The following is a 19,416-nucleotide window of genomic DNA, read 5'->3' as shown; positions in this document are numbered from 1 at the left end:
CGGATGCGAGGGTGGGCGCATGCCGAAGTTCACCCAGGTCGACGTCTTCACCGACGAGCTCACCCAGGGCAACGCGCTCGCTGTCGTGCACGGCGCGGACGGGCTGTCCGACGAGCGGATGGCCGCGTTCGCGAACTGGACGAATCTCAGCGAGACCACGTTCCTGCTGGAGCCGTCCGACCCGGCCGCCGACTACCGCGTGCGGATCTTCACCCCGGGCCGCGAGCTGCCGTTCGCCGGGCATCCGACGCTCGGGTCCGCGCGGGCGTGGCTGGCCGCCGGGGGAGAGCCGAAGGCCGGGCACCTCGTGCAGGAATGCGGGGCCGGGCTGGTCCGGGTGCGCCGCGACGGCGACCGGCTGGCGTTCGCCGCGCCTCCGCTGCTTCGCGGCGGTCCGGTGGCCGACGCCGACCTCGCCGCGGTGAAGCGCGGCCTGCACCTCGGCGACGCCGACGTGCTCGAAGCGCGCTGGGCGGACAACGGTCCCGGCTGGATCGCGCTGCTGTTGCGCGACTCGGCGACCGTCCTCGCGATCGAACCGGACTTCGCCGCGCTCGGCTCGTACAAGGTGGGCGTCGCCGGTGCGCAGCCGGCCGGTTCCGAAACGGCGTTCGAGGTCCGCGCGTTCAGCGACGTCGTCGAGGATCCGGTCACCGGCAGCCTCAACGCGGCGCTCGGCCAGTGGCTGATCGGCGACGGCATCGCGCCGGAGTCCTACGTCGCGGCGCAGGGCACGCGGCTGGGCAGGCGCGGGCGGGTGCACGTCGAACGGGACGGCGACGACGTGTGGGTCGGCGGCGAAACGGTCGTCGGCATCCGGGGCGAAGTGGATCTGTGGTGAAGCACACCCCGGTCACGGCTATGTATCGAGGTTGCTGAGGCGATACAACTATCGAGGCGGCAGCGTCGTCGTCCTCCTTTGTCCCGACGCTCGCCCGCACTCTGGAGGAACTCTTGACGCCCGCCGGCCGCGCCCCTGTCCGGTCCTGGCTCATCTGGCTCACCGCGGTCACGGTGTACCTGCTCGCCGTTTTCCACCGCACTTCGTTCGGCGTCGCCGGGCTGAAGGCGGCCGAACGCTTCGGCGTCGGCTCCGCCGCGCTCGGCATCTTCACCGTCCTGCAGGTCGGCGTCTACGCGGCCATGCAGATCCCGACCGGCGTGCTGGTCGACCGCTACGGCCCGCGCCGCGTCCTCACCGCCGCCGTCCTGATCCTCGGCTCCGGGCAGCTGCTGCTCGGGCTCGCCGACACCTACGCGCTCGGCCTGGTCGCCCGCGCCGTCCTCGGCCTCGGCGACGCGCTCACGTTCGTCAGCGTCCTGCGTCTCGTCGCGGCGCACTTCCCCGCGCACCGGTACGCGTTGCTCGCGTCGTTCACGTCGTGCGTCGGTTACATCGGCAACCTCATCGCGACCGTCCCGCTCACCTTGCTCCTCGACGGTCCAGGATGGACAGTCACCTTCCTCGCGGTCGGCGCGGTGACGGTGCTGTACTCGGTGCCGGTCGCGTTGCGCGTCCGCGACACCCCCGACGGCGTGCCGGAGCGCAAACGCGAACCCGTGCGCCCGGCGGAACTCGGCCGGCAGGTCAAACTGGCCTGGCGCACCCCCGGCACCCGGCTGGGTTTCTGGGTGCACTTCTCGACGATGTTCGCGCCGAACGTGCTGACCCTGTTGTGGGGCATGCCTTTCCTGGTGCAGGGCGAGGGTCTGCCCGCCGCGACCGCCAGCGCGCTGCTGACCGTCTTCGTGTTCGGCTCCATGGCGGGCGGCCCGCTGCTGGGCGCGGTGATCGGCCGCGCTCCGGCGCTGCGGGTGCCGCTGGTCATCGGCTACCTCGCCGGAGCGGCGATCGTGTGGGCGGTGCTGCTCGGCTGGAACGGCCACGTCCCGGTGGGCGTCCTCGTCCCGGCTTTCGCGTTCCTCACCCTGGGCGGCCCGGCGTCGATGATCGGCTTCGCCATCGCCCGCGACTACAACCCGCTGTCCCGCGTCGGCACCGCCACCGGGGTAGTGAACGTCGGCGGCTTCCTGGCGACCACCGTGACGGCGCTCCTGATCGGCATCCTGCTCCAGGCGACCGGCGGCAACTTCCGGATTTCGCTGCTGGTCGTCGTGGCCGTGCTGGCCCTGGGCGCGTCCCGGATGCTGGTGTGGTGGCGGCGGGCCCGCGCCCAGGTGTTCGCCGCGGAGGCGCGCGGGGAAGAAGTCCCGGTCCGGATCCGGCGGCATCGCTGGGACCGGGCGCCGGAAGAAGCCGTCGCCGCCTGAGCCAGCCGGGTCTCGTGAGCGGTGCCGCTGGCGAGACCCGCATCGCCCGGCCCCGAACCGGGCGCCGACCGCGAAACCCCGCCTAGGTAGGGTTTCCGCCGTGTCTCGCCCGAAAGAACCGCGTCGTCCCGCCCCTCCTCCCGGACTGCTCATCGTCGACAAACCGGCGGGCATGACGTCGCACGACGTGGTCGCGCGGGCGCGGCGGATCATGGGCACCCGCAAGGTCGGCCACGCCGGCACGCTCGACCCGATGGCGACCGGCGTGCTCGTGCTCGGCATCGAACGCGCCACCAAACTCCTCGGGCACCTCGCCCTCGACCGCAAGACCTACCTCGCCACCCTGTCGCTCGGCCGGTCCACCACCACCGACGACGCCGAGGGCGAACCGCTCGAAAACGATGCCGCGCCGGAAACCCTCGCCGCGGTCACCGACGAGCAGATCGCCGACGGCGTCGCGCAGCTGACCGGTGACATCCAGCAGGTGCCCAGCGCGGTCTCCGCGGTCAAGATCGACGGCAAGCGCGCCTACGCCCGGGTGCGCGCGGGCGAGGACGTCGTCCTCCCGCCGCGGCCGGTGACCGTGCACCGGTTCGACGTTCTCGGCCTTCGCCGCGAGGACGACCGGATCGAACTCGACGCGGTCGTCGAATGCTCGTCCGGCACCTACGTCCGCGCGCTCGCCCGCGATCTCGGCGCGGGACTCGGCGTCGGCGGGCACCTGAAAGCCTTGCGCCGCACCACAGTCGGGCCGTTCACGCTCGCCCGCGCGCGCACGCTCGACCAGCTCGAAGAAAAGCCCGAACTGTCCCTGGACCTCGACGCCGCCGTCGCCGCTGCGTTCCCGCGCCGGGATCTCGACGCCGCCACCGCCAAGGCCGTGCAGTACGGCAGGCGCATCCCCGCCGCGGGAATCGCCGGCACGTACGGCCTGTTCGCGCCGGACGGCCACGTGCTCGCGCTGGCCTCGGACGCCGAGGGAGTGACCCGCTCGGTGGTGGTCCTCCTGCCCGCATAGGGTGGGGGCAAAGGCACCTTGCTCGGGGAGAGTTGACAACAGTGCAGCGGTGGCGTGGGCTCGGGGACCTCCCGGGCGGCTGGGGACGGTGCGTGGTCACCATCGGCGTGTTCGACGGCGTGCACCGCGGGCACCAGGAACTGATCAAGCGCACCGTCGCGACGGCCGCCGAACGCGGCGTGCCCAGCGTGGTGCTCACCTTCGACCCGCATCCGTCCGAGGTGCTGCGCCCGGGCAGCCATCCCGCGCAGCTGACCACCTTGCGGCGCAAGGCCGAACTGGTCGAGGGGCTCGGCGTGGACGTGTTCTGCGTGCTGCCCTTCACCCTTGAGCTGTCCCGGCTCAGCCCGCACGAGTTCGTGCACGAGGTGCTGGTCGACCGGCTGCACGCGGCCGCGGTGCTGGTCGGCGACAACTTCACCTTCGGAGCCAAGGCCGCGGGCAACGTCGCGCTGCTGCGCGAACTCGGCCGCCGCTTCGGGTTCGTCGCCTACGGCGCGGAGCTCCAGGGGCGTTCGCTGGACGACGACCGCGGCGCCAACGACATCACCTTCTCCTCGACCTACGTCCGCTCGTGCATCGACGCCGGCGACGTGGTGGCCGCCGCCGACGCGCTCGGCCGCCCGCACCGGCTGGAGGGCATCGTCGTGCGCGGCGACGGACGCGGCCACGACCTCGGCTACCCGACGGCCAACCTGTCCACCGCGCGGTTCGCCGCCGTGCCCGCGGACGGCGTCTACACGGCCTGGTTCAGCCGGCTGTCCGACCCGGCCCGGCGGCTGCGCGCGGCGGTGTCGGTGGGCACCAACCCGACGTTCTCCGGCCGCGAGCGCACCGTCGAGGCGTTCGTGCTGGACGTCGACGAGGACTTCTACGGCCAGCACGTCGCGCTCGACTTCGTCACCCGGTTGCGGGATCAGGCGCGGTTCGGCGCTCCGGCCGATCTCGTGAAGAAGATCGACGAGGACGTGGCCCGGACCAGGCAAGCGCTCGGCTCGGACAGCTGAGCGCGCCGGTGCCCGGGGCGGGCCGGACCCGGGGCGAATCGGGCGTTCCGGCCCGGCGGGGGCCTCCGGGGTGGCAAGATGGGCCGGCGGCGCCGGACCGGAGGGACAGACGCGGGCCGGGCAGCACCGGGCCGCGGGACGACAGCGCTAGGGGAGCGGAGCCAGGTGGAGGACCACAAGATCGTCCAGCGGAACATCGCGCTGCAGCGGGAGTGGTACGGGGAGCCGCTCGGCGATCGGGTGCGCAGGCTGGTCGTGGCCTTCGACGTGTCGCAGGCGTTCCTGGCCGAGGTCCTGGGGATCAGCGCGCCGATGCTGAGCCAGGTGATGAGCGGCCGGCGGGCGAAGATCGGCAATCCGGTCGTGCTGGCCCGGATGATCATGCTCGAGCGCAAGATCCTGGTGCCCGAGGTCGCCGCGGGCGACCGCGACGCGATGCAGGCCGCGCTCGAGGACGTGCGCGATTCGCGGCCCACCGTCGGCCGCGACAACATCCCGGTCAGCTCGGACGAGAAGATCGTGCTCGCGGGCATCCGGGACGTCGCCGAGGACGAGAACCTCGCCGAGGCGGCCAAACTGCTCGACGAGGACTTCCCGGCGATCGCCGACCTGCTCCGCCGCGCGGGAGCGGGCCAGTAGCCGATGCGGCTGTTCTCCGCGCTGCGCCCGCCCGCCGACGTCGCGGCGGAGATCGCCGAGGCGCTCGGCGCCAAGGACCGGCTGTTGCGCTGGTCCGATCCGGTCGGCTGGCACGTCACGCTGGCCTTTTACGGCGAAGCGGACCCGGCCGACTGCGGCGCCTTCCTCGACCGGGCGCTGGCCGGCCGGAAATCCGTTGACGTCCGGCTCGCCGGTTCGGGAACATTTCCGGGAGTGCTGTGGTTGGGAGTGGCGGGGGAGGACCTCGCCGACCTCGCCGCGGCCGCGACCCCGGGCCCCGGCGAAGACCGTCCCTACCGGCCGCACCTGACGCTGGCGCGATGCTCCCGCACGCGGCCGCCGACGGCGTGGACGGAACGGCTGGCCGGTTTCCGCAGCCGGGTCTGGACCGCGGACCGCGTCGAGCTCATGGGCGGCGGCGCCCCGTACCGCACGCTGCGCACTTGGCGGCTGCGCCGCGCGGGCGAGGCCGTGCTGCCCAGCTAGCCGCACGCGCCGGAAGCCGCAGTTCAACCGGCTGGTAACCTCGGCAATCGGGTCCGGCTGCAGTCCGTGGCGGCCGAGACCGTCTCACCCGGCCGCGCGGTGCGGTGCGGGCCTCACGGCACGAGATGCACAAGGAGCACCACCAGTGGCGCTGTCCACCGAAGAGAAGAAGACGATCCTCGCCGAGTACGGGCTGCACGACTCGGACACCGGATCCCCCGAGGCCCAGGTCGCGCTGCTGACCAAGCGGATCATCGGCCTCACCGAACACCTGAAGACCCACAAGCACGACCACCACTCCCGTCGCGGTCTCCTGCTGCTGGTCGGCCGTCGCCGCCGGCTGCTGAACTACACGGAAAAGGTGGACGTGGCGCGGTACCGCGACCTGATCAAGCGTCTCGGCCTGCGTCGATAGCGTGCTGACGAGGGGGAGCGGCTCCGGCCGCTCCCCCTCGCCGCAAGCACACCCCCACACGGCGCGAGCGCGCTGGAGGAACGATCCCGCCGGTCCTCGGTAGTGGTTCCCGGGCAACGGACCCGGGGGCTTCGATCGAAGACCGGCCTCACACCTCCTCGAGCGTCCTCGGGCGAACCGGGTCCCACAGTGGGAGACTCACGCCGTACGAAGGAACCAAAGAGGAGATTGACCATATGACCGACTCCACCGGAGTCACCGTGTTCGAGACCGAAGCCGTTCTGGACAACGGCCGGTTCGGCACCCGCACCGTCCGGTTCGAGACCGGCCGGCTCGCCAAGCAGGCCGCCGGCGCCGTCGTCGCGTACCTGGACGAAGAGACCATGCTGCTGTCGGCGACCACGGCGTCGAAGCACCCGAAGGAGCACTTCGACTTCTTCCCGCTGACCGTGGACGTCGAGGAGCGGATGTACGCCGCCGGCCGCATCCCGGGCGCGTTCTTCCGCCGCGAGGGCCGCCCGTCGACCGACGCGATCCTCACCGCCCGCCTGATCGACCGCCCGCTGCGCCCGTCCTTCGCCGACGGCCTCCGCAACGAGATCCAGGTCGTCATCACCGTCCAGAGCCTCAACCCGGACGACCCGTACGACGTGCTGGCGATCAACGCCGCGTCGGCCTCCACCCAGATCGCCGGCCTGCCGTTCTCCGGCCCGGTCGGCGGCGTGCGCGTCGCGCTGATCGAGGACCAGTGGGTCGCGTTCCCGACCTGGCCGCAGCTCGAGAAGGCCACCTTCAACATGGTGGTCGCGGGCCGGATCGTCGGCGACGACGTCGCGATCATGATGGTCGAGGCCGAGGGCACCGAGCACACGCTCGACCTGATCGCCGCCGGCGGCAAGGCTCCGGACGAGGCCGCGGTGGCCGAGGGCCTGGAGGCCGCGAAGCCGTTCATCCGCGTGCTGTGCGAGGCGCAGCAGCGCCTGGCCGCCGACGCCGCGAAGCCGACCGGCGAGTTCCCGGTGTACCCGGCCTACCAGCCGGACATCTACGAGGCCGTCGCCGCGATCGCGTCCGACGAGCTGGCCAAGGCCCTGCAGATCGCCGGCAAGCAGGAGCGCGACGCCGCGACCGACGAGGTCAAGGCCACCGTCCTGGAGAAGCTCGGCCTCGGCGAGGGCGAGGCCTTCGAGGGCCGCGACAAGGAGGTCGGCGGCGCGTTCAAGGCGCTGACCAAGAAGATCATGCGCAACCGCGTCCTCACCGAGAAGATCCGGATGGACGGCCGCGGCCTGACCGACATCCGCCAGCTCTCGGCCGAGGTCGCCGTGGTCCCGCGGGCGCACGGTTCGGCGCTGTTCGAGCGCGGCGAGACCCAGATCCTGGGCATCACCACGCTGAACATGCTCCGCATGGAGCAGCAGATCGACTCGCTGTCGCCGGAGACGACGAAGCGCTACCTGCACCACTACAACTTCCCGCCGTTCTCCACCGGCGAGACCGGCCGCGTCGGCTCGCCGAAGCGGCGCGAGATCGGCCACGGCATGCTCGCCGAGCGCGCCCTGGTCCCGGTCCTGCCGAAGCGGGACGAGTTCCCGTACGCGATCCGCCAGGTCTCCGAGGCGCTGGGCTCCAACGGCTCGACCTCGATGGGCTCGGTCTGCGCGTCCACCATGGGCCTGCTCAACGCCGGCGTGCCGCTGAAGGCCCCGGTCGCGGGCATCGCCATGGGCCTGGTGTCCGATGAAGTGGATGGGGAGACGCGTTATGTCGCCCTCACCGACATCCTGGGCGCCGAGGACGCGCTGGGCGACATGGACTTCAAGGTCGCCGGCACGAAGGACATCATCACCGCGCTGCAGCTGGACACCAAGCTGGACGGCATCCCGTCCGAGGTGCTCGCGGCCGCGCTGAAGCAGGCGAAGGACGCTCGCCTCACCATCCTGGACGTCATCGCCGAGGCGATCGACGGCCCGGACGAGATGAGCCCGTACGCCCCGCGCGTCACGTCGGTGAAGATCCCGGTCGACAAGATCGGCGAGGTCATCGGGCCGAAGGGCAAGATGATCAACTCGATCACCGAGGAGACCGGCGCCGACATCTCGATCGAGGACGACGGCACGATCTACGTGGGCGCGGCCGACGGCCCGTCGGCGGAGGCGGCGATCGGCAAGATCAACGCCATCGCCAACCCGCAGCTGCCGAAGGTCGGCGAGCGCTTCCTGGGCACCGTGGTGAAGACGGCCGCGTTCGGCGCGTTCGTCTCGCTGCTGCCGGGCAAGGACGGCCTCGTGCACATCTCGAAGCTGGGCAACGGCAAGCGGATCGCGAAGGTCGAGGACGTGGTGAACGTCGGCGACAAGATCCGCGTCGAGATCGCCGACATCGACAACCGCGGCAAGATCAGCCTGATCGTGGTCAAGGAAGAGGACGCCGCGAAGCCCGCCGAGGGCGACGCAGCTCCGGCCGAGACCGCCGAAGCCAAGTAAGGCTCGCTCCGCGAAGCCAGGTCCGTGAAGGCCCCCTCTCCGGCCGGGGAGGGGGCCTTCACCGCATGTTGAACAAAGGAATGCTTTTGGCACGGCAGGTTTCCGGGCACGAGCAGCCCGTCGGCACCACCCGTACGCTTGAGTCCACTTCGGACGGTGCGGTCGTCAAGCGGAGCGTCCTGCCCGGCGGCCTGCGGGTGATCACCGAGCACGTCCCCGCGTCCCGGTCGGCCACGGTCGGCCTGTGGGTCGGCGTAGGTTCCCGCGACGAACCCTCGCCGGTCGCGGGCGCGGCGCATTACCTGGAACACTTGCTGTTCAAGGGAACCGCGCACCGCGACGCCACCCAGATCGCCGAGGAAATCGACGCGGTCGGCGGCGAATTCAACGCCTTCACCGCGAAAGAGCACACCTGCTACTACGCCCAGGTCCTCGACGCGGACCTGCCGCTCGCGCTCGACCTCGTCACCGACGTGGTCTTCGAAGCGCAGTGCACGGACCGCGACATGGACATGGAACGCAGCGTCGTCCTCGAAGAAATCGCGATGCGCGACGACGACCCGGAAGACTTGCTGCACGAGGAATTCGTCAGCGCGATCCTCGGCGACCACCCGCTGGGCCGTCCGGTGCTGGGCACGGAAAAGTCCATCACCGAGATGTCGCCGGTCGCGCTGCGGGGCTTCTACCGCCGCCGCTACACGCTGCCGCGGATGGTGCTCGCGGTCGCCGGGAACGTCGAACACGGCCAGGTGCTGCGGCTGGTCAAGCGCGCGCTGAAGGACCGTCTCGGCGGCACTGCGACGCCGGTCGCGCCGCGGTCCGGCCGGGCGCGGCTGAAGACGGTGCCGAAGCTGGCGCTGCACCCGGACGACACCGAGCAGGCGCACGTGATGCTCGGCTTCCGCGCGCTGCCGCGGCACGACGAGCGCCGGTTCACGCTGTCGGTGCTCAACGCGGCGCTCGGCGGCGGCATGAGTTCCCGGCTGTTCCAGGAGATCCGCGAGCGCCGGGGCCTGGCGTACCAGGTGTATTCGTCGGTGGCGAGCTACGCCGATCTCGGGCACATGTCGGTGTACGCGGGCTGCCAGCCGGAGCGGCTCGGCCAGGTCGCGGGCGTGATCCGGGAGGTGCTCGACTCGGTCGCCGCGGACGGGCTGTCCGACGCCGAGGTCGCGCGCGCCAAGGGACAGTTGCGCGGCGGGCTCGTGCTGGGCCTGGAGGACACGTCGTCGCGGATGTCCCGGATCGGCAAGAACGAGCTGAACTACGCCCGGTACCTGGGCGTGGACGACACGATCGCGCGGATCGACGCGGTCACGACCGAGGACGTGTGTGCGCTCGCTCGCACTCTGCTGCGGCGCCCCGGCGGGGTGTCGTCCGCGGCGGTGGTGGGGCCGTACGCTCACGCCGACGACCTTCCCGACGATCTGCACGAGGTGATCGCGTCATGACCGAGTCCCCGATCCGCGTCGGCGTGCTGGGCGCGCGCGGCCGCATGGGCGCCACCGTGGTGAAAGCCGTGGAGGGTGCCGCGGACCAGGAACTGGTGGCCGCGCTGGACGCCGGCGACGATTTCGCCGCGCTCGAAAAAGCCCAGGTGGTCGTGGACTTCACGCATCCGGACGCGGTGATGGACAACCTGCGCTGGCTGATCGCGCACGACCTGCACGCGGTCGTCGGCACCACCGGCTTCAGCGAGGAGCGGCTGGCCGAACTGCGCGGGCTGCTGGCGGACAAGCCGTCGGTGGGCGTGCTGGTCGCCCCGAACTTCGCGCTGGGCGCGGTGCTGGCGATGCGCTTCGCGGCGCAGGCGGCGAAGTTCTACGCCTCGGCCGAGATCATCGAACTGCACCACAACCGCAAGGCCGACGCCCCGTCCGGCACCGCCGCGCACACTGCGCGGATGATCGCCGCCGCCCGGGCCGAGGCCGGGGTCACGCCCGGTCCGGACGCCACGACGTCCGAAATGGACGGTGCCCGCGGCGCCTCCGTCGAGGACGTCCACGTGCATTCGGTGCGGCTGCCGGGTCTGGTGGCGCACGAGGAAATCCTGTTCGGCGGCGAGGGCGAAACGCTGACCATCCGGCACGATTCGCTGGACCGGACGTCGTTCATGCCGGGCGTGCTGCTCGGCGTGCGCTCGGTGGTGTCGCGTCCCGGCCTGACGGTCGGCCTGGAGAACGTGCTCGACCTGTGAAAGCCCGCAATTTCGCGCTGCTGATGACGGCGGCGCTCGTGGTGTACCTGGTCCTGCTGGCGGACCGGGCCGTGGCGCTGCTCGGCACCGGGACGCCGGCCGGGATCGCGCTGGGCATCGGCGTGTTCCTGCTGCCGCTGCTGGGCGTGTGGATCGTCGTGGTGACCTGGCGGTCCGGCATGCAGATCCAGCGGCTGTCGCGGCAGCTGGACGCCGAGGGCGGCCTGCCGGACGTGTCGGACCTGCCGCGCCGCCCGTCCGGCCGCGTGGACCGCGACGCCGCGGACGCGTGGTTCGACCGACGGCGCGCGGAAGTCGAAGCCAGCCAAGAGGATTGGCGGGCTTGGTACCGGCTGGCGTACGCGTACGACATCGCGGGGGACCGGCGCCGGGCGCGGGCGACGATGCGCAAGGCGATCGAATTGGAAGCCGCGGAACGCAAGTAGCTCGGCGCCGTGCTCGACGGACCGGGATGCGCGGCAATGGGGGGATCGAACCGTCGCGCGGCGGCGGTGAGGATGTCGACGCGCCTATGCCGAGTGACGTATCCGGAAGTCCGCGGCGATGAGTCCGGTCTGCGGGAGCGGGCGGGCGAGGTTGATGCGCCCTTGCGGGTGGCGGGCGGTGAACCAAGCCTTGTGTCCGTGGGGATCGCGCCCGATCGAGGCGCGCCTCCCTACTGCAGCCAGCCCGCGAACAGCGCGGGCGAAGCGGCCAGCAGGCTGAACCGCACCCATCGCCCCGCGAGCCCCGCCGCGAGGAACGTCGACAGCCGCATCCGGACCATCCCGGCGAGGACGCTCGTCGCCATGAACGGGGGCAGTCCGACGAGCGAGCTGATCCCGTAGGTGCCGGTCATCCAGTGCGGATGGCGCTGGCAGCGTTCGCGCAGGGCCTCGATTTTGCCCCGGATCGCCTTGGCGCGCAGCTGCCAGCGGACCCGCCGCGGCGTCAGCGGGCGTTCGCGGTGCAGCCGGTCGTGCAGGAACTTCGGGAGCCGGATCGAACCGCGCGCGGCCAGGTAGTACAGCAGTTTCCCGGCGATCTGCCCGACCGCGACCGCGCCGCCCAGCCACAGCCAGTGCACGTTGTGCTGGCTCGCGCAGAGGCCGATGACGAAAAGCTCGGCGTTGACGAGCGGCACGATGGCCGAGCCGAAGGCGACGCCGAGGGTCAGGAGCACCCATCCCATCGCGTCACCCCCGTTCGTGTCCCTGCTCACCCCAAGCTAGCAGCTGTCACGAAAAGATCACGGGGGCTAACCCCACTCTTTCCCCGGGAGCCAACCCCAGAAGATCACCTGGCCGACCCGTCTCGGACACCTTCCGCTGCCAGGATCGGGCAGGTGGCTGAGGTGCCGATCGCCGACCGTTTCGCCGGGCTGTGCGCCGCCGTCGTGCGCGTCCTGCCGTTCGGGCTGTCCCGGATCGTCGCGCCGAGTTTCCTCGGTTTCGCGGTGATCAACGGGTTCACCTTCGGCGTCGACCTCTTGCTGCTGACCCTGTTCCACGGCGGGCTGAAGTGGCCGGTGTGGCTGTCGATCAGCGTTGCGTACGTGGTCGCGTTCGGGTTGAGCTTCGTGCTGAACCGCGCGCTCAACTTCCGCTCGCACGCGCCGGTGGGCCGCCAGGCCGTGCTGTACGCGGTGGCGATCGCGGTGAACTACGTGGCGTTCCTGCTCGGGCTGGGCGCCGGATTGGCCGCGCTGGGCGTCGAGTACCACGTGTCGCGGCTGATCGCCGGGGCGTGCGAGGGCGTGTTCATGTACTCGGTGATGCGCTGGGTGGTCTTCGCGAAGCGCGAAGAGCCGGTCAGTGCTTGATTTCTACTGCGTGAGTTCTAGTTCGAGCGTGCCGGTGAGCCGGACTTCGCGCAGCGTGCCGCGGCCGGTGTCGAGGGTGCGGACGGTGCCGTCGGGGGACCAGCCGGCGCGGCGGTAGAAGCCGAGCGTCGCGTGGTCGGACTGGGCGACCCAGGTGATGCCGCGGCTCAGCCCTTGCTCGCGCAGGTCCGCGGCGGCCGTCGCGAGCAGCCGCCCGGCGTGCCCGCGGCGCCCCCAGCGCGGTTCGACCACCAGCGACGCGATCAGCCCGGGAGCGTCCTCGGGCGCGGATCCGTCGGCCGCGGCGGCTTCGTCCTCTGGCGCCGGACCGGCGACGCAGTAGCCGACCGTGAAGGAGCCCTCGGTGGCCAGGTAGACGCGGGAACCGGGGTACTCGATCGTCTCCGCCCAGGTGCCCTCGAGGTCGGCCTGGTCGAGTTCGTCGATGGCTTCGTCGCCCAGGAGGCCGGCGTACGCGGCCCGCCAGGTCAGCCGCTGGATGCGGGCGATCTCCGCGGCGTCGGACGGGTTCGCGGGACGGACTTCGGCGGCACTCACGCGGGCAATGTACCGAAACTGTCGGGGGTGGCTGGCACCATGGCGGGATCATGCAGACGATCAGCCTTTCCGCCGCCCGCCGCACCGCTCTGGCCGCGCAGGGGTTCGCCGACCCCCGGCCCGCCACGGACCCGACCCGCCGGCACCTCGCCAAGGTGCTGTCCCGGGTCCAGTTGCTGCAGCTGGATTCGGTCAACGTCGCCGTGCGCGCGCACTACATGCCGCTGTTCTCGCGTCTGGGCGCGTACGACCCGGCGCTCGTCGACGACGCGGCGTGGAGCCACCGCGCGCGGCGGCCGCGGCTGCTGGTCGAGTCGTGGGCGCACGAGGCGAGCCTGCTGCCGATCGAAGACTGGCCACTGCTGCGCTCCGGGGCCAAACGGGACGGCTGGTGGCGGAACTACACCCGGGTGGTCGACACGATGCCGGGCTTGCTCGACGACGTGCTGGCGGTCGTGAAGGAACACGGCCCGATCGGAGCCGGGGCGATCGAGAAGGAATTGGAGACCGAGGGGGTCCGCCGCGGGCCGGGTGCGTGGTGGGAACGCTCGGTGGTGAAGAAGGCGTGCGAGTACCTGTTCGGCGTCGGCCAGCTGAGCACCGGCACGCGGCGTTCGTTCGAGCGGCTGTACGACCTGACCGAGCGGGTCGTGCCGCCGGAGATCTTGTCCCGCAAGGTTTCCGCGGAGGAAGGCGCCCGCGGCCTGATCGAACGCTCGGCGCGCGCGCTGGGCGTGGCAACGGAAACCGATCTGCGCGACTACTACCGCCTGGGCCCGGACGTCTCCCGGCAAGCTGTTCGCGAACTGGTCGAGGAAGGAGTCCTGGAGCCGGTCCAGGTGGACGATTGGCGAGCGGTCGCGTACCGGCACGCCGGGGCCCGCACGCCGCGGGCGGTGTCCGGAAGGGCTTTGCTGTGCCCGTTCGACCCGCTGATCTGGGAACGCGCGCGGACGGAACGGCTCTTCGGATTCCGGTACCGCATCGAGATTTACATCCCGGAAGCCAAGCGGGTGCACGGGTATTACGTGTTCCCGTTCCTGCTCGACGGAGCCCTGTCGGCGAGGGTGGACCTGAAATCCGACCGGGCGGCCGGGGTGCTGCGGGTGCAAGGCGCGTTCGCCGAGCCGGGAGCCGACCAGGCACGGGTCGCGGCGGAGCTGGCCGGGGAACTGCGGACGATGGCGGAATGGCAGGGGTTGGACGGCGTCGCGGTGGGGGAGCGGGGTGATCTCGCCCGGGCATTGCGACGCGCGGTGAAGTGAGCCACGGGGTTGGCGGCTCGGCCGGGGTCTTGTGAGTGCCGATGCCGGGCAGAACTGACCCGCATGTTGTTACCTGCCTGCTCCCCCGGGAAATCGAGCGCCTTGGCGGTGCTCCTCAACCGCCTCGACGCCCGGACCGCGACGACTCGGCTGGCCCTCTGGCTATTCCGGCCTCGGCCGTTCAGCACACCTTTTCCCGTTGTGAGAGTTCCCATTCCGCTAGTCGCTCTCCGATGGCCAGGCACGTCGAAGGCCGCCTCGCGCGGGTGTCCGGTGCGCGGTGCCGGGTCGAGATCGGCGGGGGCGCTGTGTCCCTTTACAGTGGGGTTTCAGCGTGACCGATCTGGCCAGGTGGGGGATGCCGCGTAACCGACGCCCGCAGGACCGGGAAGAGAAGCGCGGCGAGATCGTCGCCGCGGCCACGCGGTTGTTCGTGGAAGAAGGCTACGAACCCACGACGGTGACGCGGATCGGGCGTGCGGCGGGGGTCACCTCCAACACCGTCTACTGGTACTTCAAAGACAAGGACGAGGTACTGGTCGCTGTGCTGGACGCGCTGTTCGCGCAGTTCCTGGCCGGCGTGGCGGAACGCTCGGCCGAACCGCCGGTCGAGCAGTTGCTGTGGGCAGTGAGCGAGTTGCGGCGGGTCGATCGGCTGATCACGACGGTGCACGCCAGGGTCGCGGCCTCGGAGTCGCTGCGGGCATGGCACGACGGCTTCCACGCGCAGGTGGAGGCGATCCTGCGGTGGCATCTGGCCGCGTTGGGCGTGCCGGAGGCCGAGCAGGACGCGATGACCCGGATCGGGGTGTTCGTGGTCGAAGGGATGCTGACGCACGCGGGCGACGCAGCGGGAGATCGCGCCGTCGTCGAGACTTTGGTGCGCAGTGCCCGCGGTATCGCCGCCGTGCCGAGTCCCCCCGATCCCCGGTGACGCGGCGGGTCGGCTACCGGCCCGCCGCGGCCGTGAACCGCGCGGCGAGGAACTGGATCTGGTCTGCGACGGCACGTTCGAACAGGTCGCCGACGTAGATGTCGAAGTGGTCGCCGTCGTAGTGGTTGACCTGGACGTGGTCCTGTCCGGCCGCAAGGCGGGTGGTGGTGCGCGCCGGAGCGGCGCGGTCGTCGTCGCACACGCACAACAGGGTCGCCGCGGCGATCTTGCGCAGGTCCTTGCCCGGCCGGTACAGCGGCAACCGCAACGCGAGCCGGGCCGCGATCGCGTTGGCGCTGTCGCCGTGACCGTCCGGGCCCGTCAGGACGCCCCAGATCGTGTCGCGGCCGACCGCGGTGTCGCCGGGGCGGAACGGCTGCCCGTTCGTCTCGACGGTCGGCGACAGCCCGTTGCGCACGGCTGGGATCCGGGCAAGGACCTCGGCGGTGCGGGGCGAGAGCCGAGACCCCGCCGGGATCAGCCTGGACGCCGCGGCTATCGCCGTCGGCGACACCAGGAAGGCCGGCATCCACCACACCCCGACCACCGGAGCCAGCACCGGCTTCGCCCCGAACACCGACCCGACGACATCGAGCACAGCGGCGATGACGAGCCCGGGCATGCTCAACGGGCTGGAGCGGAACCGGGAGACCAACGACGCCGGGCCGTCGGTGAACGGACACTGGGCCACCACCGCTGCGACGTCCTTGTCCTCGCCGGCGATCCGCAGCACGTGCCCGCCGCCGAACGAGGTCCCCCACACCGCGATCCGGTCCGGGTCGACCTCGGGCAGGGAGCGGCCGTAGGCCAGTGCCGCCCGCCAGTCGTCGAGCTGGTCGCCGATGTCGAGCAACTGCCGAGGAGATCCCTCGCTGGCCCCCAGGAACCGGTAGTCGAAGACCAGCACCATCCACCCCTGCGCGGCGAACCGCTCCGCGAACGCGTCCAGCCGCCACTCCCGCACCGCGCCCAACCCGTGCGCCATGACCACCAACGGCCGAGGCCCGCCTTCCGCCGCCGGTGTGTACAGCCACGCCGCGCACCGCACGCCGCCGGACTCGAACCCCACGTCCTGCCGTGCCGACGCAGTGCGGCTGTCCTTCTCCGCCGAAGTTTCCATCGCCCGCCTTTTCCGTTCACGTGCCGCTCTTGACTTGCAATCAAGAGCTGGCCGAAGCGAAGGCTAGGGTTTTCTTGATCGGAAGTCAAGAAACGAGGTTTGGTGCTGCGTCACCGTTGCTGAGCGGTGCCGCGGCGGGTCGCCCTTTCGATGCCCGGTGGCAGGGCTCTTTCCCGGCAGGATTGGCCAGACGACGGTGGTGAGGTGTTGCCTGCTCGGTGCCCGCGTCAGGGAATGGGTCGGCGGAGGAACTCCCGGCCTGCTCGGTCAGGTGCCGTCCGGTCGTGGTAGTCCGAGAGGAGTTCTCTGCTGCGGAGGCTGCGGTCTTGGAGCGCGCGGAAGTCCTTGTGGTGGTTGAGGTGCGGGGCGGGGAGGTCTCGTGGTGACCGTGGCATCGCGACTTGCCTTGGCGCACAAGGACTTCCCGAGTCACGCGCCCTGAACCCGTGGGGTAATCCTTAGTTCGACCGTCCACCAACGGAAAACATTGGCGCGCCGGAAAAGCTCGCACAGCACGAAGCGGCGGGCCCCCCGGATCCTCCGGTGCGGCCCGCCGCCTCCCCCTTGCATCCGTCTGCTCGGCGCACCCGCGTCGTGGAATAACGGGTGCGCCGCCGGAGCAGACGGGATGTTTCCGGTGTCAGCCCGCCGCGCGGGTGACCACCGCGTTGCCGGTTCCGGTGCGGGCGCGGACTTTCAGCGCGACCGCGCCCTCCGGCGGCGTTTCCGAGACGTCCAGTTCGCTCGACACCCGTCCGGCCGCCGACGCCAGTTCCACTTCCGCCCGCACGCCGCTCCGGATGCCGACTCGCACCTCGCCCGAGCCGGTGATCAGTTCGAGCGAGCCGGAGGCCGCGTCGGCCACGGACAGGTCGCCGCTTCCGGTGCGGGCCATCACGTCGCCCTCGACCGCGCCCAGCCAGACGTTTCCGGTTCCGGTGCCGAGCGTCGCCGGGCCGGAGATCGACGCAGCCTCGACCGAACCGCTTCCGCTGCGCAGCTGCAGTCCGGCCAGGGTCGGGCCGAGTTTCACGGCTCCGGTGCCGGTCCGGATGGTGGCCGCGCCGTCCGCGCGTTCCAGCGACACCTCGCCGGACCCGGTGAGGATGTCCGCGCGGCCCGCGGCACCGGTCACCGTGACGTCCGCCGAACCCGCGCGCACCTCAAGGTGCGACCCGGCCGGGGCGCGGACCGTCACCGCCACCGGAACGTTCCGCAGCTGCCACGCCTTAGCCGCCCGTACGACGACCCGGTTGCCGGTCTTCTCGATCCGCGCCTGCCGCACCGCGTCCGCGACCGAGAACTCCGGCAGACCGCCGAACTGGTCCCCGAACTTCTCGCCGACCCACGACAGCAGGCTGCTGACCCCGTTCACCCACGACGGCTGCTCGCCCGCGTCGTGCCGCAACCGCACGGCCACCCCGGGCTCCGGCCCGAGCACGACCTCGACCCGCCCGATCGTGACGCCCAGATCCAGCTCGACGGGACCGTCCGCCTCGAAGTCCTGCAGCCGTACGTAAGGACCCGGCTCTCCGGAATCGGATCCCGCGGCGCCGGTTTCTGCCGACGCCTCGGTCGTTGAACTGTCCGAAGTGGACTCGGTACCCGTCGGCCCGCCCGCGCTCGACGCGGATTCGGCGTCGGAGGCAGTCGATGCCTTCGAAACGCCCTCGTCGTTCGGCGCGGCATCCGCGGCAGCGCTGGACCCGGCCGCCGCGTCCGCCCCGCCCGTCTTCCCGAAGCCAGGTTCCCCAACCCGGTCCTCGGCGTTCTTCCCCTGGTCTTCCCGGTTCTCGCCCATGGTCCTGCCCCCTTCTAGCCTTCGACCCAGCCGTGCAGCTTGGTCTCCGTGCGGCCCCCGCCGCTGCCGCTGTCCTGCCAGCGCTGGTGCCGTTGCTGGTGCTGCTGCGCCTGGCCGAGCGCCCCCTGCACGGCCTGCGCCACGAACGTGTTCAGCGAAACCCCCTGCGCGGCCGCCGCCTGTTCGGCCTGGCCCTTGATCTGCTCGACCAGCCGCAGGGTGATCCGCGAGATGTCGCCGCCGTCGATCGGGGGCGCGGGCGGCGGGGGAGGCGCGGAAGAGGAACGGTCCTCGCCGCCGGTCACGACCACGCGGACGTCCCGGCCGTCGAGCCGCACGTCCACGACCTGGCCCGGCAGTGCGGCGGTCACCTCGGCGGCCAGGTCGGCCAGCGCGTTCATCAGCGTCAGCCGCACCGCCGGTTCGAGAGCAGACGACAGCAGTGCGGCCGCCCGCCGGGTCTGCTCGTCCCCGGCGGAGGCCGTGTTCGCGAGGTCCTCGCGAAGGGTCGCGATATACGGCGTCAAGTCCATGACACCACTATGGCGTCACGAATGACGTCACGTCAAGGCGCGATGATGTCACCCGTGCCGCCGGGTTAGGCTGGCGGAGCCGACATGAGGGGAGCGAGACCGGTGCCGCCCAAGGTGCAGCTGATCGCGAAAACCGAGTTCTTCCCGCCCGAGGACGTGCCGTGGTCCACCGACGCGGACGGAGGCGAGGCGCTCGCCGAGTTCGCCGGGCGGGCCTGCTACCAGTCCTGGGAGAAGCCGAACCCCGCGACCGCGACCAACGCCGGGTACCTCGAGCACGTCATCGACGTCGGCCACCTGGCCGTGCTCGAACACGGGTCGGTCACCTTCTACTTCACCGGGATCTCCCGTTCGCTCACCCACGAGCTGATCCGGCACCGGCATTTCTCCTACTCCCAGCTCTCGCGGCGCTACGTCCCCGAGGCCGACGCGGAGTTCGTCGAGCCGGACGTCATCGCCGAAGACCCGGTGCTGCACGAGAAATTCGTCAAGGCCACGCAGGCCAGCGCGGCCGCCTACGACGAGCTGCTCGCCGGGCTGGAGGAGAAGTTCGCGGACGCGCCCAGCGCCACCCTGCGCCGCAAGCAAGCGCGCCAGGCGGCCCGCGCCGTGTTGCCGAACGCGACCGAAACCCGCATCGTCGTCACCGGCAACTACCGCGCCTGGCGGCATTTCATCGCGATGCGCGCCACCGAACACGCGGACGTCGAGATCCGTTCGCTCGCCATCGAATGCCTGCGGCAGCTGCACAAAGCGGCGGCCAACGTCTTCGCCGACTTCACGATTTCGACCCTGCCCGACGGCACCGAGATCGCCTCGAGCCCGAAAGTGCTGGAAGGCTGA

The 19,416-nt window shown here is 71.3% G+C and carries 20 protein-coding genes; 15 read left to right on the top strand and 5 right to left on the bottom strand.

Features of this window, described 5'->3' with window-relative positions:
* Positions 1 to 19 precede the first annotated feature (19 nt).
* The 11 genes from CU254_RS24915 (at position 20) to CU254_RS24865 (ending at position 10,986) form a co-directional block, all read left to right on the top strand.
* Positions 20 to 841: a PhzF family phenazine biosynthesis protein gene (locus CU254_RS24915; RefSeq protein WP_009080488.1), complete on the top strand. Its 822-nt coding sequence runs from the start codon at positions 20 to 22 to the stop codon at positions 839 to 841.
* A gap of 113 nt (positions 842 to 954) precedes the next feature.
* Positions 955 to 2,271 carry a nitrate/nitrite transporter gene (locus CU254_RS24910; RefSeq protein WP_037714724.1) on the top strand — a complete coding sequence of 439 codons (1,317 nt, stop codon included), beginning with the start codon at positions 955 to 957 and terminating at the stop codon, positions 2,269 to 2,271.
* A 172-nt stretch (positions 2,272 to 2,443) separates the two neighbouring features.
* Positions 2,444 to 3,289 (top strand): tRNA pseudouridine(55) synthase TruB, encoded by an 846-nt coding sequence (truB, locus tag CU254_RS24905; protein WP_037714721.1) that lies wholly within the window; start codon positions 2,444 to 2,446, stop codon positions 3,287 to 3,289.
* Between the two features lie 41 nt (positions 3,290 to 3,330).
* A complete protein-coding gene (locus CU254_RS24900) occupies positions 3,331 to 4,296 on the top strand; it encodes a bifunctional riboflavin kinase/FAD synthetase (protein ID WP_078560869.1) in 966 nt (321 codons plus the stop codon).
* Between the two features lie 165 nt (positions 4,297 to 4,461).
* The gene (locus CU254_RS24895; RefSeq protein ID WP_037714715.1) at positions 4,462 to 4,935 is read left to right on the top strand and encodes a helix-turn-helix transcriptional regulator; all 474 of its coding nucleotides are present in this window, start codon (positions 4,462 to 4,464) and stop codon (positions 4,933 to 4,935) included.
* Between the two features lie 3 nt (positions 4,936 to 4,938).
* Positions 4,939 to 5,442, top strand: a complete 504-nt coding sequence (gene thpR, locus CU254_RS24890) for an RNA 2',3'-cyclic phosphodiesterase (protein WP_009080478.1) — start codon at positions 4,939 to 4,941, stop codon at positions 5,440 to 5,442.
* 145 nt (positions 5,443 to 5,587) lie between these two features.
* On the top strand, positions 5,588 to 5,857 hold the full coding sequence (rpsO, locus tag CU254_RS24885) for a 30S ribosomal protein S15 (protein WP_009080476.1): 270 nt from the start codon (positions 5,588 to 5,590) through the stop codon (positions 5,855 to 5,857).
* A 236-nt stretch (positions 5,858 to 6,093) separates the two neighbouring features.
* A complete protein-coding gene (locus CU254_RS24880; RefSeq protein WP_009080475.1) occupies positions 6,094 to 8,343 on the top strand; it encodes a polyribonucleotide nucleotidyltransferase in 2,250 nt (749 codons plus the stop codon).
* A gap of 86 nt (positions 8,344 to 8,429) precedes the next feature.
* Positions 8,430 to 9,794: a pitrilysin family protein gene (locus CU254_RS24875; protein WP_037717895.1), complete on the top strand. Its 1,365-nt coding sequence runs from the start codon at positions 8,430 to 8,432 to the stop codon at positions 9,792 to 9,794.
* Complete coding sequence (gene dapB / locus CU254_RS24870; RefSeq protein ID WP_009080471.1) at positions 9,791 to 10,540, top strand: 4-hydroxy-tetrahydrodipicolinate reductase; 750 nt, start codon at positions 9,791 to 9,793, stop codon at positions 10,538 to 10,540. The genes CU254_RS24875 and dapB overlap by 4 nt, the downstream gene beginning before the upstream one ends.
* A complete protein-coding gene (locus CU254_RS24865) occupies positions 10,537 to 10,986 on the top strand; it encodes a tetratricopeptide repeat protein (RefSeq protein ID WP_009080469.1) in 450 nt (149 codons plus the stop codon). The genes dapB and CU254_RS24865 overlap by 4 nt, the downstream gene beginning before the upstream one ends.
* Positions 10,987 to 11,216: 230 nt before the next feature.
* On the opposite strand, the gene CU254_RS24860 is transcribed toward CU254_RS24865, so the two are convergent.
* The gene (locus tag CU254_RS24860; RefSeq protein WP_009080467.1) at positions 11,217 to 11,732 is read right to left on the bottom strand and encodes a membrane protein; all 516 of its coding nucleotides are present in this window, start codon (positions 11,730 to 11,732) and stop codon (positions 11,217 to 11,219) included.
* A gap of 153 nt (positions 11,733 to 11,885) precedes the next feature.
* Here CU254_RS24860 and CU254_RS24855 point away from each other — a divergent pair, with 153 nt between their 5' ends.
* On the top strand, positions 11,886 to 12,362 hold the full coding sequence (locus CU254_RS24855) for a GtrA family protein (RefSeq protein ID WP_100266868.1): 477 nt from the start codon (positions 11,886 to 11,888) through the stop codon (positions 12,360 to 12,362).
* Positions 12,363 to 12,365: 3 nt separating this feature from the next.
* Here the strand turns inward: CU254_RS24855 and CU254_RS24850 are convergent, their stop codons facing one another.
* Entirely contained in the window at positions 12,366 to 12,920 is a 555-nt protein-coding gene (locus CU254_RS24850; RefSeq protein WP_009080462.1) for a GNAT family N-acetyltransferase, read from the bottom strand.
* 50 nt (positions 12,921 to 12,970) lie between these two features.
* On the opposite strand from CU254_RS24850, the gene CU254_RS24845 reads away from it, so the two are divergent.
* Both CU254_RS24845 and CU254_RS24840 read left to right on the top strand, forming a co-directional pair.
* Positions 12,971 to 14,185: a winged helix-turn-helix domain-containing protein gene (locus CU254_RS24845; protein ID WP_009080460.1), complete on the top strand. Its 1,215-nt coding sequence runs from the start codon at positions 12,971 to 12,973 to the stop codon at positions 14,183 to 14,185.
* Positions 14,186 to 14,543: 358 nt separating this feature from the next.
* Positions 14,544 to 15,119: a TetR/AcrR family transcriptional regulator gene (locus CU254_RS24840; protein WP_009080458.1), complete on the top strand. Its 576-nt coding sequence runs from the start codon at positions 14,544 to 14,546 to the stop codon at positions 15,117 to 15,119.
* 13 nt (positions 15,120 to 15,132) lie between these two features.
* Here CU254_RS24840 and CU254_RS24835 read toward each other — a convergent pair whose 3' ends face one another.
* From CU254_RS24835 to CU254_RS24825, 3 genes are all read right to left on the bottom strand, one after another.
* Positions 15,133 to 16,239, bottom strand: a complete 1,107-nt coding sequence (locus CU254_RS24835; protein WP_009080456.1) for an alpha/beta hydrolase — start codon at positions 16,237 to 16,239, stop codon at positions 15,133 to 15,135.
* A 640-nt stretch (positions 16,240 to 16,879) separates the two neighbouring features.
* Complete coding sequence (locus CU254_RS24830) at positions 16,880 to 17,749, bottom strand: DUF4097 family beta strand repeat-containing protein (RefSeq protein ID WP_037717893.1); 870 nt, start codon at positions 17,747 to 17,749, stop codon at positions 16,880 to 16,882.
* Between the two features lie 305 nt (positions 17,750 to 18,054).
* Complete coding sequence (locus CU254_RS24825; RefSeq protein WP_009080452.1) at positions 18,055 to 18,573, bottom strand: toxin-antitoxin system HicB family antitoxin; 519 nt, start codon at positions 18,571 to 18,573, stop codon at positions 18,055 to 18,057.
* Positions 18,574 to 18,657: 84 nt separating this feature from the next.
* Here CU254_RS24825 and thyX point away from each other — a divergent pair, with 84 nt between their 5' ends.
* Complete coding sequence (gene thyX / locus CU254_RS24820; RefSeq protein ID WP_037714712.1) at positions 18,658 to 19,416, top strand: FAD-dependent thymidylate synthase; 759 nt, start codon at positions 18,658 to 18,660, stop codon at positions 19,414 to 19,416.

The sequence above is a fragment of the Amycolatopsis sp. AA4 genome, from assembly GCF_002796545.1.
Lineage (GTDB): Bacteria > Actinomycetota > Actinomycetes > Mycobacteriales > Pseudonocardiaceae > Amycolatopsis.
Note: the sequence above shows the minus strand (reverse complement) of the source record. Positions and strands in the feature narration are given on the sequence as shown.

Excerpts from the sequence above, each read along its gene's own strand:
- CU254_RS24915 (WP_009080488.1), top strand. The coding sequence starts at position 20 with ATGCCGAAGTTCACCCAGGTCGACGTCTTCACCGACGAGCTCACCCAG.
- truB (WP_037714721.1), top strand. The coding sequence starts at position 2,444 with ATGACGTCGCACGACGTGGTCGCGCGGGCGCGGCGGATCATGGGCACC.
- thpR (WP_009080478.1), top strand. The coding sequence starts at position 4,939 with ATGCGGCTGTTCTCCGCGCTGCGCCCGCCCGCCGACGTCGCGGCGGAG.
- CU254_RS24880 (WP_009080475.1), top strand. The coding sequence starts at position 6,094 with ATGACCGACTCCACCGGAGTCACCGTGTTCGAGACCGAAGCCGTTCTG.
- dapB (WP_009080471.1), top strand. The coding sequence starts at position 9,791 with ATGACCGAGTCCCCGATCCGCGTCGGCGTGCTGGGCGCGCGCGGCCGC.
- CU254_RS24860 (WP_009080467.1), bottom strand. The coding sequence starts at position 11,732 with ATGGGATGGGTGCTCCTGACCCTCGGCGTCGCCTTCGGCTCGGCCATC.
- CU254_RS24845 (WP_009080460.1), top strand. The coding sequence starts at position 12,971 with ATGCAGACGATCAGCCTTTCCGCCGCCCGCCGCACCGCTCTGGCCGCG.
- CU254_RS24840 (WP_009080458.1), top strand. The coding sequence starts at position 14,544 with ATGCCGCGTAACCGACGCCCGCAGGACCGGGAAGAGAAGCGCGGCGAG.
- CU254_RS24835 (WP_009080456.1), bottom strand. The coding sequence starts at position 16,239 with ATGGAAACTTCGGCGGAGAAGGACAGCCGCACTGCGTCGGCACGGCAG.
- CU254_RS24825 (WP_009080452.1), bottom strand. The coding sequence starts at position 18,573 with ATGGACTTGACGCCGTATATCGCGACCCTTCGCGAGGACCTCGCGAAC.
- thyX (WP_037714712.1), top strand. The coding sequence starts at position 18,658 with ATGAGGGGAGCGAGACCGGTGCCGCCCAAGGTGCAGCTGATCGCGAAA.